The following is a 16327-nucleotide window of genomic DNA, read 5'->3' on the forward strand; positions in this document are numbered from 1 at the left end:
TTTTTACGGCTTATCACTATTTTCAGGGATACCCGAAAGCCTTGTTTTAGGCCATAGTGAAGTCAATCGCTATTCCCAGATATTTCCTTGAAAACAGTTCCCATGTCCCCTTCTGCCCCCATCGCCACAGAACTCTCGCTACCCGCACCCGTGCTGATTGTGGAAGACGATAATCTGGTCCAACACAGACTAGATCTCATCTTGCAACAACTGGGCTATACACCAGATGCCTTAATTTTCGCCGCTAATCTCGCCGACGCCCGTGCCCGACTGGCTGAGCACCCGGTTGCTTTAGCTTTAGTTGATCTGGGTTTGCCTGATGGGAACGGTCTAGACCTGATTGCTGAGTTATCCGCTGCTGATCCTTCCCTAGGTATTTTGGTGATTTCAGCATGGAGTACCGAAGATGCCATTTTGGCTGCGTTACGTGCCGGCGCTACAGGGTATGTGTTGAAAGAACGTGAAGATGTAGAAGTGGCCTTGTCCATACGTAGCGTGCTGCGTGGTGGTGCCCCCATTGATCCGTTCATGGCCAGACGTATTATTGCTGAACTACAACCTGCCCCACCACAAGCCGTAGTCACTCCGCCCGAGCCATCACAAACTGCGAACTCCACACTCACTACGCGTGAGCAGGAAATACTGCAACTGGTAGCCGACGGCCTGACCAATCGCGAGATAGCTGAAAAACTAGAGTTATCCCGATTCACCGTAGAATGCCATGTGAAGCATATCTACCGTAAACTAGCGGTGTCTTCCCGCACCCGCGCTGTCGTGAAAGCACGATCACAGGGGCTGCTTTCCTAACTCGCTGACTTTTCATCATTCATGGGTATCACCTACCGCAGCATGCTCGCTATCTTGCTTCGCTACTGCTGCAGTGTGATCACTCTGTGGCTAGGGTTATGTGTGCTCATTGTTCCAGCGCAAGCACAAAGCCAGCCACACAACACATGCGAGCCTAGACTCATCACAGTAGAAGTCGCTCAGGCAGTAGGTGAACCGTTATCTCCACCACCTGAAGACGGTTGGCACACCACCACCCTACCCGACAAAAACTGGGCTAGCCGCTGGCCCGCCTACCGAGGTAATGCGTGGTACAAGCTGCAGTGGCAAAACCCCACTTGCGATAACCAACCTCTCGCTTTGCACATTAGTTCTCTGGGTGTGGCGGGCGCTGTATTTTTGAACCACTCTCTGCTCTGGCGAGACGCCAACCTTAGCGAACCGTTATCACGCAGCATAGGTGTGCCACGCTATTGGGTGCTACCCGATGCCCTGTTAAAACCCGGCTTAAATACCGTCTGGATATGGGTAAGCGGTGCTACTACACAGTTCACAGGATTGCAGTACATAGAGCTAGGCACCCTGCCTACTGTCTTAGCCACACAGCGCGCCGCATGGTGGCAAAACCAAGCCTTGCTGTTGCTGAACCTAGGCGTGACAGGCGTATTGGGAACGTTGGCGTTCTTTATCTGGCTACGCCGTCGCAATGAGCAAAGCTATGGTTTGTACGCGCTGCAAGCCCTACTTTGGGTGCTGTATTGCTCATTACAACTACGACACGAAACAGGCCCTCTGTTTAGCGATTCACTGCAATTCTCCAGAGTGAACATCTTACTGTTCCTCAGTTTCATTCTTAGCTTCTCTTTATTTGTGTGGAGTTTCGGTAACTACACACACATCAAGCGATTGTGCATTGCGGCTATAGTCCTGTTTACGCTCGCCTCACCGGCCGTGCTGCTCGCATCCTCGACCGCTGTACCGTTGGTACTGTTAGGGGTGTTTTTTATCGCCCTTATTGTCTTTTGGAGTACCTGCTTACTCTTTCCCGTTCGAGCATGGCGTAACAAACAAACTGAGCAAATATGGCTATCGCTGTGCTTACTGAGCTATTTTGCGACCAGTGTGCATGACACGCTCACCATACTAGGTTTGTCCTCCTCAGTACATTTGTACTCGGCGTATACCAGCCTACTCACCATGTTGTTCATGTCGGCATTGTTAAGCTGGCGATTGGTGAACACAATGCGTCGTATTGAGCAGTTCAACAAAGAACTCACCCACAGTGTCGCTGAAGCAAGAGAAGAACTGCGAGACACACTAGCACGCAAGCATGAGCTGGCACTGAACAACTCTAGGCTGCAAGAGCGCCTGCATATTGCTCAAGATTTACACGATGGGCTAGGCAGTTCATTGATACGCTCTATGGCAATGATTGAGCAGCAGAAAACGCCTCTACCCAACCAGCAATTTCTGTCTATTCTGAAACTGCTGCGGGACGACTTACGTCAGCTCATTGATGCAGGGGCCAGCGCCAAACTGGATGTACCCGAATTGCCATCCACGTGGATTGCCCCCCTACGTTATCGCTTTGGGAACTTGTTTGATTCATTGGATATAAAAGCCGATTGGGTTATTGCCCCACAGTGGGAACCACGACCATCCCCTTTGCAAATATTGGCCTTAACCCGACTGGTGGAAGAGGCCCTTACCAACGTCGTCAAACACAGCCGCGCCACACACCTGAACATTGCGTTGCAACAACCGGACGACCACACGTTGCAGCTCATCATCGAAGACAATGGCATAGGTTTTGATGTGGATGCCGTGCAAACCGCAGGTCTTAGCATAGGTATGCGCAGCATGGCCAATCGTATGCAGCATATAGGCGCCACCTTGCATGTGCAGTCACGACCTGGCCATACGTGTTTGGAAGTATTGCTACCGTTGAACACGACTAGCGCTAAATAAGCGAACACACGCACGACTGCAGCAATTCCACACCGTGGACTGAACACGTTATAATTTATGCTTCTCTACGCGTTCTTACCAATTACAACGCGCTACTGTCAGGCCATTTTGTGCGCCTGGTTTATCTACCTGCTTGTCACTGACCTGGATTGGTATTGCCCTGAAAGCAATAAGGTTGGTTGCTGGAAACTCTCTTGAATTCTGACACTACTTTCGCCTCATTAGGATTGGCCGCCCCTTTGTTGCAGGCTATCACTGATGCAGGCTATACACACCCTACGCCCATTCAAGCCCAGGCTATTCCACACGTGATGACAGGTGGCGATTTGCTCGCCGCCGCACAAACTGGTACGGGTAAAACAGCCGGTTTTACGCTGCCCATTCTGCATCGTTTGTTGACTCAACCCGCTGCAAAACTACAACCCGGCTCACCCCGCGTTGTGATTCTGACTCCTACCCGCGAATTGGCGGCACAGGTAGAAGAATCAGTACGTTTATACGGCGCCCATAGCCGCATTCGCTCACTGGTACTGTTTGGTGGTGTGAACATCAACCCCCAAATCCGTGCGCTGCAAAAACCCGTAGACTTGGTCGTTGCCACACCTGGCCGTTTACTGGATCACTGCGGTCAAAAAACCATCGATTTGTCTCGCACTGAAACCTTGGTGCTGGATGAAGCCGACCGCATGCTAGACATGGGTTTCATCCGCGATATTCGCCGTGTACTCGCCTTGATGCCTAAGCAGCGTCAGAACTTGCTGTTCTCGGCTACGTTCTCGTCTGAGATTCGTGCTCTGGCACACCAAATTCTGAAAGACCCTATTGAGGTCTCCGTTGCTCCACGCAACACAACGGCCGAGCGCATCACGCAAAATGTAGTGCTGACTGAGCAAAGCCATAAACGTGAGCTGATCAGCCACATCATCCGTGAAAGCGGCTGGCACCAAGTTTTGGTGTTTTGCCGTACCAAGCATGGTGCCAATAGACTGGCCGAGAAACTGAGCAAAGATGGCTTAAATGCTGCTGCTCTACACGGCAACAAGAGCCAATCAGCCCGTACCCGTGCGTTGGACGGTTTCAAAAGCGGTAAGGTCGTTGTGCTAGTTGCCACCGACATTGCTGCACGCGGTATTGATATTGACCAACTGCCCTACGTGATCAACTTTGAACTGCCACAAGTACCTGAAGACTACGTGCACCGTATTGGCCGTACAGGCCGTGCAGGTAGTGATGGCTTGGCATTGTCTTTGGTAGATCGTACCGAAAGCCGCATGCTGCAAACCATCGAGAAAATGATCAATCAGGAGATCCCTCGTATTGAGTTCCCTGATTTCAAACCTCCAGTGCGCAGTGCAGCAACCGAAGAGCGTAGTCGCCCTGCTCGCCCAGAGCGTGAACGTGATCGCCCCCGTAGCAATCAACGTCGATCGGCCCCGCGACAAGGACAAGGCAAGCCGCAAGGCCAAGGTAAACCCGCAGGCCAACGTCGTCCACGACGCCCTGCCAACACGGCTTCCTGACCCTAGGGATTTACCCTTTACTGCATGAGTACGCTAACACGCCCCATTTTGGGGCGTGTTTCGTTGTGCGCCGCATCATCACTGCCTTTAGCGCTAAAAACTGCACTGCGACTAAAGTTTTATCTCAAAAGTGGCCCCCTATTTTTGACTCTAAATGGCTCTATGTCATGTCCACTAGCTTCACTTATATTGCCCCTTATTAAAAGATCAAAACGAGACAAATAAGGAGACCAATCAGTGTCCACACGACCACTGGTGCGCTTTGAGCAGGTACAAAAATCCTATGACGGCGAGACATTTGTAGTTAAAGATCTCAATCTGGATATTCAGCAAGGAGAGTTCCTCTCCCTGCTCGGACCTTCCGGGTCTGGTAAAACCACCTGTTTGATGATGTTGGCTGGGTTTGAATACCCCACAACCGGCAACATCTATTTAGACCAACAAAACATCAACCGCGTCCCGCCTCACCAGCGCAATATAGGGATGGTGTTTCAAAACTATGCTCTGTTCCCCCACATGACTGTGGAAAAGAACTTGGAGTACCCCCTTAAAGTCCGTCGCCTACCGGCATCCGAACGTAAAGCCAAAGTACGCAAAGCACTGGAAATGGTGCAAATGGAGGCGTTTGCAAAACGTTATCCCGCTCAAATGTCAGGCGGTCAGCAACAACGTATTGCTCTCGCTCGTGCGCTGGTGTTTGAACCCAAACTGGTATTGATGGATGAACCCTTAGGTGCATTGGATAAGCAATTACGCGAGCACATGCAGTTGGAGCTCAAAGCACTGCATCAATCGCTAGGCATCACCTTTGTATACGTTACCCACGATCAAAGCGAAGCCCTGACGATGTCGGATCGCGTCGCCGTATTTAACGACGGCATTATTCAGCAAATTTCGTCGGTTAATACCTTATACGAAGCGCCACAAAACCCATTCGTAGCGAGTTTCGTGGGGGATAACAACCTGTTGACCGGTACGGTATCGCACGCCGACGGCGACATGTGCCAAATCACGCTGGGTGGCAATAGTGTGATTCACGGTTTGAATGTTAACCACGCCTCTGCCGGGCAAGCCGCTGTGCTAAGCATTCGCCCGGAACGCATTCAGATCATGGCTGCGCCCACCCACAACTGCCTACAGGCACAAATCACTAACACTGTGTACTTGGGCGACCACGTACGCTTGATCTGCAAAACCCATGATCAGCAAGAGATCAGTATCAAACAGCAGATCAGTCAATTGTCCTCAGATACTAGTCTTGCTCCGGGCGCATGGCTATCACTACAACTACCCTCAGCCTTTGCCCGCGTTTTTACCGCCTGAGTCACCCTCAGTAGCTGCAGTACATCCTATACCTAGATATAACGGAGACAACCATGAAAACATCCCACAAGGTAGCAATTGGTGTAATCAGTAGTATGTTGGCATTTGGAGCTCAGTCCGCCCTCGCGCGTGATCTGACTATCGTGAATTTTGGCGGCGCTGCCGGCGAAGCACAACAAACGGCCTTCGTGGAACCACTACAAAAACAAAAAAATATCAAAATTCTGAATGTCCCCTATAACGGTGAACTGGCCAAAATCAAAGCCATGGTAGACACCAATAACGTAGTCTGGGACGTAGTGGAAGTAGAGACCGCCGACCTTAGCCGTGGCTGTGATGAGGGCTTGTTTGAACAACTTGATTGGGACAACATCATCGCTAAGGATCAGCTGATCCCCGAAGCAGTACACGACTGTGGCATGGGCGTATTCGTCTGGTCCACCGTCATGGCATATAACGGTAAATCGCTGAAAGACGCTCCTAACGGTTGGGCTGACTTTTGGGATGTGGAGAAATTCCCTGGTAAACGAGCTCTGCGCAAAGGTGCTCGCTACAACTTAGAGTTTGCGTTGATGGCAGATGGCGTCGCGCCTAAAGACGTTTACCAAGTATTGAGTACTCCTGAAGGAGTAGACCGTGCTTTTAACAAACTCAACGAGCTGAAGCCACATATTCAGTGGTGGGAAGCCGGTGCACAACCCTTGCAAATGCTGGCGGCAGGCGACGTAGTCATGTCCACGGTCTATAACGGCCGTATTGCCGCCGCTAACGCCGAAGGCCAAGATCTACGTATTGTCTGGAACGGCAGTATCTACGATTTGGACTACTACGTGATCCCTATGGGCTCACCAAACAAAGCACTGGCAGAAGAATTCATCAGCTTCTCAGCACAACCTGAGCAACAGATCAAACACGCTCAGAGTATTAACTACGGTGCTATCAATAAGTCAGCCATAGACAACTTGGATGAGGCCACCTTGGCACAAATGCCCAACTCGCCTCAAAACGCCGAACACGCGCTGTTGTCCAGCTATGACTACTGGGCTGATCACGGTGAAGAACTAGATCAACGCTTCACTGCTTGGTCTACTCAATAAGCCTTCTGTGATGAGGCCGTGCTCTGTAGAGTGCGGCTTCCTTTACGGGTACATCTGAATGAATTCTTCCATGACGCTGTCCACAGCGGACATTAAAAAAGCCGTGGTCAAAGCACACCGCAAACAGCGCTGGCAAGCAGCTGGTTTACTTGCTCCATTGGCCATTTTTTTGCTGGTGATTTTTGTTATTCCCGTTGCGGCGTTGCTATTTAGAGCTGTGGATAACCCAGAGGTTATCGCACACATGCCACGCACGCTACTTGCGCTAAAAACCTGGGATCAACAAAACGCACCACCAGCGGAAAGCTTTGTCGCCCTGGCTACAGATTTGCAACACGCCAAGGATGGCGCTGGATCTGGTCTCTTAGCACGCCGTTTAAATTACGAAATTGCTGGCTATCGCACCTTGATCTTCAAGACCGTGCGCAAAATGCCATTGGCCGACATAGAAAACAAATCGCCTGAGGTCATACGCGATGAGCTGATTGCTATAGATCCTCGCTGGGGCGAAGTGAATTACTGGCGTGCCATTGCCAACAACGATAACGCTTACTCGGACTATTACCTGCTAGCCTCGCTGGATTTGAAGCGCGACACCCAAGGGGACATCGTCAAAGTCCCCGAAGGTAGCTCTGCCTTCCAAGATATTTTTGCCCGCACCTTTGAAATCAGTCTGGGCGTAACCGTAATGGCCTTGCTGCTTGGCTTCCCGCTCGCCTACTGGATGAGTCGCATGAGTGCGCGCAGTGCCAATCTGGTGATGATCTGTGTGCTGATTCCCTTTTGGACGTCTGTGCTGGTGCGTATTGCAGCGTGGATCGTGCTGCTGCAACGCCAGGGGCTCATTAATAAAACCTTGATGGAATTAGGCTTCATCGATGTGCCTTTGGACTTACTGTTCAACCGCGTCGGTGTCTACATCGCCATGGTTCACATCATGCTGCCTTTCATGGTCCTACCTATATATAGTGTGATGCGTTCTATTCCACCTACGTATCAACGTGCCGCCATTTCACTAGGTAGCCATCCGTTTGCCGCATTTTGGAAAGTATATGTGCCACAGACGTATCCCGGAGTAGCCGCTGGGTGTTTGCTGGTATTCATCATTTCCATCGGTTATTACATCACCCCCGCCTTGCTGGGTGGTGCTAACGACCAAATGATCAGTTACTACGTGGCCTACTTTACCAACCAGACCATTAACTGGGGCATGGCCAGTGCGTTAGGCTTCTTGCTGTTAGCAGGCACCTTGGTGCTGTACACCTTGTATCGCCGCCTATCGGGTCGCGAACTGGGACTGGGCTAAAGGAATCGATGATGACACCCAATCCTTATCTTTCTACTTCAGAACGCATCTGGCGTATCGTACAGCGGTTGCTGTGCTGGCTGATTTTGATCTTCCTGTTGATTCCTATATTGGTAATCATCCCCTTGTCGTTCAGCGAAGGCAGCCTACTGCTGTACCCCATGTCCGGCGTGTCATTGCGCTGGTATGAAGCGCTGTTCAATTCCGAAGACTGGATACGTGCCACCCGCAACAGTTTTATTGTGGCACCACTATCTACGATTATTGCGACGGTACTGGGCACCATGGCGGCCATGGGCTTACAGCGCGCCAACTTCATCGGTAAAAGCCTGCTAATGGGGATGCTGATTTCCCCCATGATCGTGCCGCTAGTTGTTGTGGGTGTGGGGGTATATTTATTCTTCGCCCCTTACGGCCTCACCAATAGCTACATGGGGCTGGTGCTGACGCATGCGGCGCTAGGCTCGCCCTTTGTGCTCACTACGGTATTGGCCACTTTGCAGGGTTTTGACAGCAATTTGGTGCGTGCGGCCTACAGCTTGGGCGCTAACCCGCTGCGAGCATTTTTCACGGTGACACTGCCCATCATTGCCCCTGGAGTTATTGCAGGTGCGCTGTTTGCCTTCATTACCTCCTTTGACGAGGTGATCACCACCTTGTTCTTGGCAGGCCCTCAGCAAGTCACGTTACCGCGCCAAATGTTCACAGGCATTCGTGAAAACATCAGCCCCATTATCGCGGCCATCGCCACGATTCTGATTGTGTTTTCTACGGCTCTGCTGCTGACATTGGAGTGGCTACGTGGACGCAACGCCAAACGTGCCGTACGCATAGACAGCGGTTCGTAAGTACCACAGGCACACATGCCGAACACTCGGCGTGTGTGCCTGTGATAGTTACTTAGAAACGTTCGTCGTATCGCGCGGGCAGCAATACTTCACGCATAAACGAGGCATCTGATAACGACAGCATTGTGCGCACCACACTCACTACATCGTGTACCGGCACAGTGTGGCCTTCATCGCGAGCCGCAGCCTCTGACACAGGCACCGACAAGGTGTCCTCAGTATTCAAGTACCCCAGTTGCAGCACACTCACTTTTAGGCCTTGATTCCTAAATCCTTCGCGTAATGAATCTGCCATACCGTTCAACGCAAATTTGCTGGAACCAAAAGCGACTTCTGGGCGTCCGCTTTGACGTAGTGCTGACGTAGAGCCGGTCAAAATCACCTGAGCTTTGTCAGATCGCAACACATGAGGCAACAACCGTTTCAACACCAATAACGTGGCTGTGATGTTGACCCCCACCAATTGTTGGATACTGTCGTCGCTATCCTCTAAAAAGTTGTAGTCTTCGGAAAAAGCCTTCGCCTCCCATATACCCACGTTATAAATCAGCACGTCAATCGCGTGTGGCGCGGCAGCGGCCAATGCGTCCGCTGCTGCTACGGGATGGCTCATATCAGCCTCCACCCACGTCACGGTGGCCCCGTTTTCCGACTGCACACTGTGTGGTCGTTGTCGTGACACCCCAACCACGGTATCGCCGGCTGTACCCACACCTTCTACCAGGGCGCGCCCCAGTCCTTTACTGGCCCCTATCACCATGATGTGCATAGTTTTTCCCTTTTCTACCCTTACAAATACGGCCTAACACGGCAAGATAATTGTGAGTCTGGCAGATTTGAGCGAAAATAGACGTTTTGCCTGATTTTTTCTACAGGCTTTAGCCTCTTTTACCGTATCTGCTGATGTCCACCCTTGCCCAAGAAGCTTCGCGCCGCCGAACTTTTGCGATTATTTCCCACCCTGACGCGGGGAAGACTACCCTTACGGAAAAGCTTCTGCTGTTTGCGGGTGCCATCCAAATTGCGGGTAGCGTGAAATCGCGTAAAGCTGAACGGCATGCCGCATCCGACTGGATGGAAATCGAAAAACAACGTGGTATTTCGGTTGCCTCGTCCGTGATGCAGATGGAATACCGTGACTGCGTGATCAACCTGTTGGACACCCCCGGTCACCAAGACTTCTCTGAAGATACCTATCGTGTACTGACTGCAGTGGATGCGGCGCTGATGGTTATTGATGCGGCGAACGGTGTAGAACCACAAACCATTCGTTTACTACAAGTCTGTAGAGCACGTAACACGCCCATTATCACCTTCATCAACAAGCTGGACCGTGAAGTTCAAGAACCGTTGAACCTGCTGTCCGAAATTGAAGATCACTTGGGCATGGAAGCTATTCCCTTCTCATGGCCAGTAGGTATGGGTCGCGCTTTTGGTGGGGTATTTAACTTAGGCGCAGATCACCTGCACGTATTTACCTCCGGCAAAGAGCACCGCAGCGCAGACGATGAAAAACTGCCTGGCCTAGAAAACCCAGAAGCAGAACGCCGTTTTGGTGATAACTTCACCAAAGCCCGCGACGAAATCCACCTGATTAAAGAAGCAGTGAGCGAGTTTGATCACGCAGCTTTCTTGGAAGGAAAACAAACACCCGTGTTCTTTGGCTCCGCGCTGAACAACTTTGGTGTGCAAGAAGTATTGGATGCGTTGGTAGACATGGCTCCGCCACCCGGCCCACGCGTTGCGTTGCAACGTACGGTAGAACCCGACGAAGACAAATTCAGCGGCGTAGTGTTCAAAGTACAAGCCAACATGGATCCAGCCCACCGTGACCGCGTAGCGTTCGTGCGTGTGAGCTCTGGCCACTTCCAACGTGGTATGCGTTTGAAAGTAGCCCGTACTAACAAAGAAATACGCCCTAACAACGTGGTGTCCTTCCTGTCACAACGTCGTGACCTACTGGAAGAAGCCTACGCTGGCGACATTATCGGTATTCCTAACCATGGTGTGCTGCAATTGGGTGACGTGCTAACCGAAGGCGAAAACCTGCAATTCACAGGCTTGCCATTCTTTGCGCCTGAGCTATTCCAAGCAGTGGAGGTTAAAGATCCACTACGTACTAAACAATTGCGCGTAGGTTTGACCCAGTTGGGCGAAGAAGGTGCGATTCAGGTATTCCGTCCACACCTCACTAGCGGTGTACTGCTGCTGGGTGCAGTAGGTCAGTTGCAGTTTGAAGTGGTCGCTCATCGACTACGCACTGAATACAACGTAGACGCACGTTTGTCCCCCTCACGCTACAACTTGGCACGCTGGGTTACAGCTTCTGACGAAAAAGTAATGAAGAAGTTTCTGGAGACCAACGCTGCGAATATTGCCTACGATGTCGTAGACGCCATCGCATTCTTAGCCTCTTCTCCAGCACAGTTACGTGTGGCTCAAGACCTTAACCCTGGCATAGAATTCCATGCCATGCGTGAACATGGCGGACAGGTTTTCGCTACAATGTAAACTTCAAGCTCTGGCCCTTTCCTGTGAAAGGGCCAGCCGCTACCATCACAGCGAACACTTACTATGTCCTGGCGTTTAATTCTTGCAATTGTGTTACTAGCTTTGGGAGCCTCAGTCTGGGGCGGTATCCAGATGGGTAACTGGCTAGTAGAAAATGGCCCATTACGTGCTCCCAACATGGTGGCGATTGAAGAGGCTGCCCAGCTCATGCCTACGCTAGATGCTGATGGCAAGCCGTATGTCACCCCTGCTCCCCAGCCTCTGGTCAATGGCCGTTTGGGCGTACCTGAGGAACCAGAAGGTTTCGAATGGAAAATCGTCGCAAAAACTGCTGACCAATACAATCCACCTATTGCGCTAGCCAGCACCAGATTGTCTGCCCGCGCACTTTCGGATTTACGTCAGCAAGGCGCTACATCACCTAGCGGTTTGCAAGGTTTGGCTCGTATAGGTCCTTCTGGTGGCAGTCGCAGCGCAGGACAACAAGCGATACAGCCTGTGGATGTCACTATCCCCCCACCCCCACCTGCTGCCCCTGTTCCTAACGTAGGAGGCAACAGCAACTGGATTCCACAGTTTCAACGTGAGCTCGCCGCATGTTCGCAAAAAGGCTTCTTTGAACGCCCTAGTTGCTCATGGGATGCCCGTAATAAATACTGCGGCCCCAACAACGCATGGGGTCAAGTTGAAGGCTGTCCCAGCCGATAATGCGGCTTTGTAAGATATAGATACACAAAAAAACGCTACGTACATTACGTAGCGTTTTTTATATTGACAGCACAAAAGCGCGTTATTCGTCGCCCATTTGTGATTGTAAATAGTTCTGTACACCCACTTTTTCTATCAATTCCAGCTGGGTTTCCAGCCAATCGATATGCTCTTCAGTGTCGTCCAGAATTTTCAGCAGCAAATCGCGAGAAACGAAATCGCTCACGCTTTCACAGTATTCCATACCTTCTTTCACGGTCACATGAGCGGCTTTTTCCAAAGCCAAATCACATGCCAGCATTTCAGGCACGTCTTCGCCAATGCGCAATTTGTGCAGATCTTGCAGGTTAGGTAGACCTTCCAGCAGCAAAATACGTTCAATCAACAAATCGGCGTGTTTCATTTCGCCGATGGACTCTTTGTATTCTATTTTCCCCAGCTTGCCAAAGCCCCAATGGTTCATCACGCGGGCATGCAAGAAGTACTGGTTAATTGCCGTCAGCTCATTTTTAAGCTGCTGGTTCAGGTAATAAATAACTTTGGTATCGCCTTTCATTCTTCTCACCTCCGGAAAGCTACGTTAAGCCAAACAGACCTAACTATAACAGCCCGGACAGCATTACTTGAGGCTTGAAGCCAGAATAATTAGCGTGAAAAAAGGCAAAAAAGAGAAGCATTCTCAAACACTTAGCTTGAGAATGGGCATGAGCGAAGTCGAATCAGGACAAGGTGGCGTAGGAAACCGTGCGAGCTGGGCGCAATTGTGACTCGTTTGCGGCCATTTCTACAGTTTCAGGCTGACGTGCAATTGGCGTAGCGAACATCGAACCCTCGCTGGCATATTGCCCACCGGGCAAATACTCAACGGCAGTGTCCGCGCAGGCTCCGCAGCACGTAGCTACTCCAAGTTGGGCTTGTAGATCAGACATGGTGGAAACACCATTATCTACAGCTTCCTTAACCTGACGCTCAGTAATAGCGTTACATATACAAATATACATGCGAACCATTATCATCCTCAGTTCCAAAAAACGCAACTACTAATATTTGGATACTATTTGCCCTTTTTTACAGTGGGCTAAAACCAACAATTCTGGTGGCCAAAAACTGGGGGCATGACGGGCTTTCTGCAACAATACCAGCTTGTCAGACTTTCCCAGATTCTTACATTTAGGTTGCCATGAAAACAGCTTCTGCTACCCAACGCCCCGATCGCGCTCTGCTACGCAATACGCTGATGCGCCTGACTATGCCTCAGAAACTACTTAGCATCATCGTCGTCCTTGTGGTGGCGTTGATATGGTTGCCCTTGGTTCAACGTTTAGTACGTTTTGGTGACACCATCGACTACTCCGGCCTGCACGCTTTGGGTACCGACGGCTTATCGTTCATTCAGCACTACGGTACGTATGTATGGTGGTTCATTGGCTTGCTGTGTACGCTGCTGATCATCTATATGCTGTACAGCTTTGTAGTATTCACCCACGGACTGTGGCAACAACGCGCCGTTAGTGAAAGCACGCTGAACACCCTAGTGCCACAACTCTCACCCGATGCTTGTGAGGTCATACACTGGACATGGGCCGAGCGCCGTAATCCTATTACTATCGGTGACTTACAACGTGCTGCCCAAGAGTTAGGCAATAACCGGTTCGACAAAATTCGTATGGTAGAACGCCAAGCTGCGTTGCTGAATACGCATCGCAATGCTACCCCAGCACCCACAAATGACTTGCAATCAGCCGAATTTCATGTTTGACTAATAGTTATGGATAACGCACGCACTATTTCTCTCAGCATTGCTTCCGCCGACCAGTCTGGTCGCACCGGTGCTGCTGTGCGTGCAATTATTTCCCTGTCCCAGATTACCCTACTACCACTACTACTAGCGCCCGGTTGCCGGGCCTAGAGCCTAGTGGTAGTTCGGCAGCCAATATTCAGCCACGTGTTTATATGCCGTCATTAGCATGACGTAGTGGTTCTGGTGACGGCAAAAAGTTTATATGCTTTTTTCGCCTGACAGGTGCACCAATGATTACCCATCCCGCTTCAAAATACATTCCATTTAAACCTTTCGCCCGCGATTTTTCCGAGCGTACTTGGCCATCCAAACGCATCGAGACTCCGCCTATCTGGATGTCTACTGACTTGCGCGATGGTAACCAATCCCTGATCGAGCCTATGAGCGTAGCGCGCAAATTGCGTTACTTCGACATGCTGGTCAACATTGGCTTCAAAGAAATCGAAGTAGGCTTTCCTTCTGCCTCGCAAACTGATTTCGACTTTGTGCGTACACTGATAGACGAAAAACGCATTCCTGACGACGTCACCATTATCTGTCTGACACAATCCCGTCAGGACTTGATTGAACGTACAGTAGAAGCAATGGCTGGCGCTAAAACCGCCATGATCCACCTGTACAACGCCTGCGCCCCTGCATTCCGCAAAATCGTCTTTAAAATGAGCAAAGATGAAGTGCGTCAGTTGGCGGTGAACGGCACAAAAATGATCAAAGAAGCCATTAAGGCTCAACCTGGCACTAAATGGCGCTACGAATACTCTCCAGAAGTGTTCAGTACCACCGAGCCTGAGGTCGCCTTAGACGTATGTAATGCAGTAGTAGAAGCGTGGGACCCAAGCCCAGCAGATCCTATTGTGTTGAACTTGCCTGCTACCGTCGAAGCCACTACCCCTAACTTGTACGCTGACCAAATTGAGTGGATGCACAATAACTTGGCGCGCCGCGACAGCATTCTGATCAGCTTGCACCCCCACAACGACCGTGGCACTGCTGTTGCTGCTGCTGAGTTCGGCGTGATGGCTGGCGCAGATCGTGTAGAAGGCTGCTTGTTTGGTAACGGCGAACGTACTGGTAACGTGTGTTTGGTCACCTTGGCACTGAACTTGTACACCCAAGGTGTGCACCCAGGCTTAGACTTCTCTGACATAGACGCTATCCGCTTGTGCGCAGAAGAATGCAACCAGATTCCTGTACACCCACGTCACCCGTACGCGGGCGATTTGGTGTTCACAGCATTCTCGGGCTCTCACCAAGACGCGATCAAAAAAGGCTTTGTATTACAGAAAGCAGATGAGCCTTGGGAAATTCCTTACTTGCCAATCGACCCTGCCGACTTGGGACGTAGCTACGACGCGGTTATTCGTGTCAACAGCCAGTCTGGTAAAGGTGGCGTGTCGTACTTGCTGGAACAAGAGCATGGCTTGGTATTGCCACGTCGTCTGCAGATCGAATTCAGCCGCGCCATTCAGCGCGTAACCGAAGAAACAGGCAAAGAAGTCACGCCAGAAGCGGTATACAGCATTTTCGAAAGCGAGTACTTGGATACCAAAGGGCCTTGGAGACTGGTCACACACACCATCAGCAGCGCCCCTAAAGATGATGACGGCAACCAACGCGTCACTATTGATCTGACTGTGAAAGTAAACGGTGAAGAGCGCTCGTTACAAGGCTCCGGTGACGGTGCTTTGGCAGCCTTCATCAATGCCTTGGATATGCCTATCAAGGTCATGGATTACACCGAGCACGCGATTGGCAGTGGCATTGATACCAAAGCTGCCACCTATATCGAAACTCGTATTGCCGATAACCAGAGTGGTTTTGGCGTAGGTATTCATCAGGACATCCTGACATCTACGTTCAAGGCCATCTTGAGTGCCGTTAATCGTCATGAACTGGCGAAACGTGCAGAAGCTGAATGCGCTTAATACAGTGATCCTGTTTAGCGCACGCTACTTATAAGCGCCTGCCAGTTACCCTAGCAGTGCCGCTACAACGCCCCTACCAGGGGCGTTTTTGCATTCTGTGCTTACCACTCGGTATGAGCAGGTTCCCACATCACATCTACATCCGCTTCTGCAGAGCGGCGCATCATATCCAGCAAAGGAAAAGCCCGCTGTCTGAAACTCACTGGCAACTGCATAGGGTGTTTGTTGTTGTTTTCCTCTTCCTCATCTTGTTCAGAATCTTGATGAGCAGGGTCCAATGACATAGCACGTTCTATACCAGCAATGGCTGCAGCCAATTGATCATGCGGAATAACACCTTGCTCGGGCAGCGCATCAAGGTAAGGACGTCCGGCCGCTTTTAATACCAGCAATGCATGCTCCGCAAACATCATGACGTTGGGGGCAGCTTTAGAACTAAACACCAGCAACATAGCACTTTCTCCAATAGATCATCACGGCCCCTATGGTAACGCGCTTAACGCAAAAAATTGCAGTATAGAAGCTGCTTTTTTA

At 50.8% G+C, this 16327-nt stretch carries 16 protein-coding genes; 12 read left to right on the forward strand and 4 right to left on the reverse strand.

The features are described 5' to 3' along the window. Positions 1–102: 102 nt before the first annotated feature. From ACLO87_RS13090 to ACLO87_RS13120, 7 genes are all read left to right on the forward strand, one after another. A complete protein-coding gene (locus tag ACLO87_RS13090; protein WP_135861760.1) occupies positions 103–807 on the forward strand; it encodes a LuxR C-terminal-related transcriptional regulator in 705 nt (234 codons plus the stop codon). A 21-nt stretch (positions 808–828) separates the two neighbouring features. Continuing rightward, positions 829–2754: a sensor histidine kinase gene (locus tag ACLO87_RS13095; RefSeq protein WP_430223939.1), complete on the forward strand. Its 1926-nt coding sequence runs from the start codon at positions 829–831 to the stop codon at positions 2752–2754. 194 nt (positions 2755–2948) lie between these two features. Further along, the gene (locus ACLO87_RS13100) at positions 2949–4274 is read left to right on the forward strand and encodes a DEAD/DEAH box helicase (protein WP_135861758.1); all 1326 of its coding nucleotides are present in this window, start codon (positions 2949–2951) and stop codon (positions 4272–4274) included. Positions 4275–4511: 237 nt separating this feature from the next. Further along, positions 4512–5597: an ABC transporter ATP-binding protein gene (locus tag ACLO87_RS13105; protein ID WP_430223940.1), complete on the forward strand. Its 1086-nt coding sequence runs from the start codon at positions 4512–4514 to the stop codon at positions 5595–5597. A 53-nt stretch (positions 5598–5650) separates the two neighbouring features. Then, positions 5651–6694, forward strand: a complete 1044-nt coding sequence (locus ACLO87_RS13110; protein ID WP_135861754.1) for an ABC transporter substrate-binding protein — start codon at positions 5651–5653, stop codon at positions 6692–6694. Positions 6695–6752: 58 nt separating this feature from the next. Continuing rightward, a complete protein-coding gene (locus ACLO87_RS13115; protein WP_430223941.1) occupies positions 6753–8000 on the forward strand; it encodes an ABC transporter permease in 1248 nt (415 codons plus the stop codon). Positions 8001–8011: 11 nt separating this feature from the next. Then, positions 8012–8848 (forward strand): ABC transporter permease, encoded by an 837-nt coding sequence (locus tag ACLO87_RS13120; protein WP_430223942.1) that lies wholly within the window; start codon positions 8012–8014, stop codon positions 8846–8848. Between the two features lie 52 nt (positions 8849–8900). Here ACLO87_RS13120 and ACLO87_RS13125 read toward each other — a convergent pair whose 3' ends face one another. Further along, positions 8901–9617: an SDR family NAD(P)-dependent oxidoreductase gene (locus ACLO87_RS13125; protein WP_135861751.1), complete on the reverse strand. Its 717-nt coding sequence runs from the start codon at positions 9615–9617 to the stop codon at positions 8901–8903. Positions 9618–9751: 134 nt separating this feature from the next. Between ACLO87_RS13125 and ACLO87_RS13130 the strand changes: the two genes are divergently transcribed. Both ACLO87_RS13130 and ACLO87_RS13135 read left to right on the forward strand, forming a co-directional pair. Next, a complete protein-coding gene (locus ACLO87_RS13130; RefSeq protein WP_135861749.1) occupies positions 9752–11359 on the forward strand; it encodes a peptide chain release factor 3 in 1608 nt (535 codons plus the stop codon). A gap of 63 nt (positions 11360–11422) precedes the next feature. Beyond that, a complete protein-coding gene (locus ACLO87_RS13135) occupies positions 11423–12067 on the forward strand; it encodes a hypothetical protein (protein ID WP_135861748.1) in 645 nt (214 codons plus the stop codon). 82 nt (positions 12068–12149) lie between these two features. Here the strand turns inward: ACLO87_RS13135 and bfr are convergent, their stop codons facing one another. Together bfr and ACLO87_RS13145 are read right to left on the reverse strand one after the other, a co-directional pair. Next, on the reverse strand, positions 12150–12623 hold the full coding sequence (bfr, locus tag ACLO87_RS13140; protein ID WP_135861746.1) for a bacterioferritin: 474 nt from the start codon (positions 12621–12623) through the stop codon (positions 12150–12152). A gap of 163 nt (positions 12624–12786) precedes the next feature. Next, a complete protein-coding gene (locus ACLO87_RS13145; RefSeq protein ID WP_135861744.1) occupies positions 12787–13068 on the reverse strand; it encodes a (2Fe-2S)-binding protein in 282 nt (93 codons plus the stop codon). A gap of 179 nt (positions 13069–13247) precedes the next feature. On the opposite strand from ACLO87_RS13145, the gene ACLO87_RS13150 reads away from it, so the two are divergent. From ACLO87_RS13150 to leuA, 3 genes are all read left to right on the forward strand, one after another. Further along, on the forward strand, positions 13248–13826 hold the full coding sequence (locus ACLO87_RS13150; protein ID WP_430223943.1) for a hypothetical protein: 579 nt from the start codon (positions 13248–13250) through the stop codon (positions 13824–13826). 9 nt (positions 13827–13835) lie between these two features. Next, entirely contained in the window at positions 13836–13976 is a 141-nt protein-coding gene (locus ACLO87_RS13155; protein ID WP_168246787.1) for a hypothetical protein, read from the forward strand. Between the two features lie 122 nt (positions 13977–14098). Next, on the forward strand, positions 14099–15793 hold the full coding sequence (leuA, locus tag ACLO87_RS13160) for a 2-isopropylmalate synthase (RefSeq protein WP_135861742.1): 1695 nt from the start codon (positions 14099–14101) through the stop codon (positions 15791–15793). A 101-nt stretch (positions 15794–15894) separates the two neighbouring features. Here the strand turns inward: leuA and ACLO87_RS13165 are convergent, their stop codons facing one another. Next, entirely contained in the window at positions 15895–16245 is a 351-nt protein-coding gene (locus ACLO87_RS13165; RefSeq protein WP_135861740.1) for a DUF1840 domain-containing protein, read from the reverse strand. Positions 16246–16327: the final 82 nt, after the last annotated feature.

This window comes from Paenalcaligenes sp. Me52, from assembly GCF_050487965.1.
Lineage (GTDB): Bacteria > Pseudomonadota > Gammaproteobacteria > Burkholderiales > Burkholderiaceae_B > Paenalcaligenes.

What these genes read in the sequence shown, in the direction of transcription:
- ACLO87_RS13090 (WP_135861760.1), top strand. Translation starts at nt 103, where the DNA reads ATGTCCCCTTCTGCCCCCATCGCCACAGAACTCTCGCTACCCGCACCC.
- ACLO87_RS13095 (WP_430223939.1), top strand. Translation starts at nt 829, where the DNA reads ATGGGTATCACCTACCGCAGCATGCTCGCTATCTTGCTTCGCTACTGC.
- ACLO87_RS13110 (WP_135861754.1), top strand. Translation starts at nt 5,651, where the DNA reads ATGAAAACATCCCACAAGGTAGCAATTGGTGTAATCAGTAGTATGTTG.
- ACLO87_RS13115 (WP_430223941.1), top strand. Translation starts at nt 6,753, where the DNA reads ATGAATTCTTCCATGACGCTGTCCACAGCGGACATTAAAAAAGCCGTG.
- ACLO87_RS13120 (WP_430223942.1), top strand. Translation starts at nt 8,012, where the DNA reads ATGACACCCAATCCTTATCTTTCTACTTCAGAACGCATCTGGCGTATC.
- ACLO87_RS13125 (WP_135861751.1), bottom strand. Translation starts at nt 9,617, where the DNA reads ATGCACATCATGGTGATAGGGGCCAGTAAAGGACTGGGGCGCGCCCTG.
- ACLO87_RS13130 (WP_135861749.1), top strand. Translation starts at nt 9,752, where the DNA reads ATGTCCACCCTTGCCCAAGAAGCTTCGCGCCGCCGAACTTTTGCGATT.
- ACLO87_RS13135 (WP_135861748.1), top strand. Translation starts at nt 11,423, where the DNA reads ATGTCCTGGCGTTTAATTCTTGCAATTGTGTTACTAGCTTTGGGAGCC.
- bfr (WP_135861746.1), bottom strand. Translation starts at nt 12,623, where the DNA reads ATGAAAGGCGATACCAAAGTTATTTATTACCTGAACCAGCAGCTTAAA.
- ACLO87_RS13145 (WP_135861744.1), bottom strand. Translation starts at nt 13,068, where the DNA reads ATGTATATTTGTATATGTAACGCTATTACTGAGCGTCAGGTTAAGGAA.
- ACLO87_RS13150 (WP_430223943.1), top strand. Translation starts at nt 13,248, where the DNA reads ATGAAAACAGCTTCTGCTACCCAACGCCCCGATCGCGCTCTGCTACGC.
- ACLO87_RS13155 (WP_168246787.1), top strand. Translation starts at nt 13,836, where the DNA reads ATGGATAACGCACGCACTATTTCTCTCAGCATTGCTTCCGCCGACCAG.
- leuA (WP_135861742.1), top strand. Translation starts at nt 14,099, where the DNA reads ATGATTACCCATCCCGCTTCAAAATACATTCCATTTAAACCTTTCGCC.
- ACLO87_RS13165 (WP_135861740.1), bottom strand. Translation starts at nt 16,245, where the DNA reads ATGTTGCTGGTGTTTAGTTCTAAAGCTGCCCCCAACGTCATGATGTTT.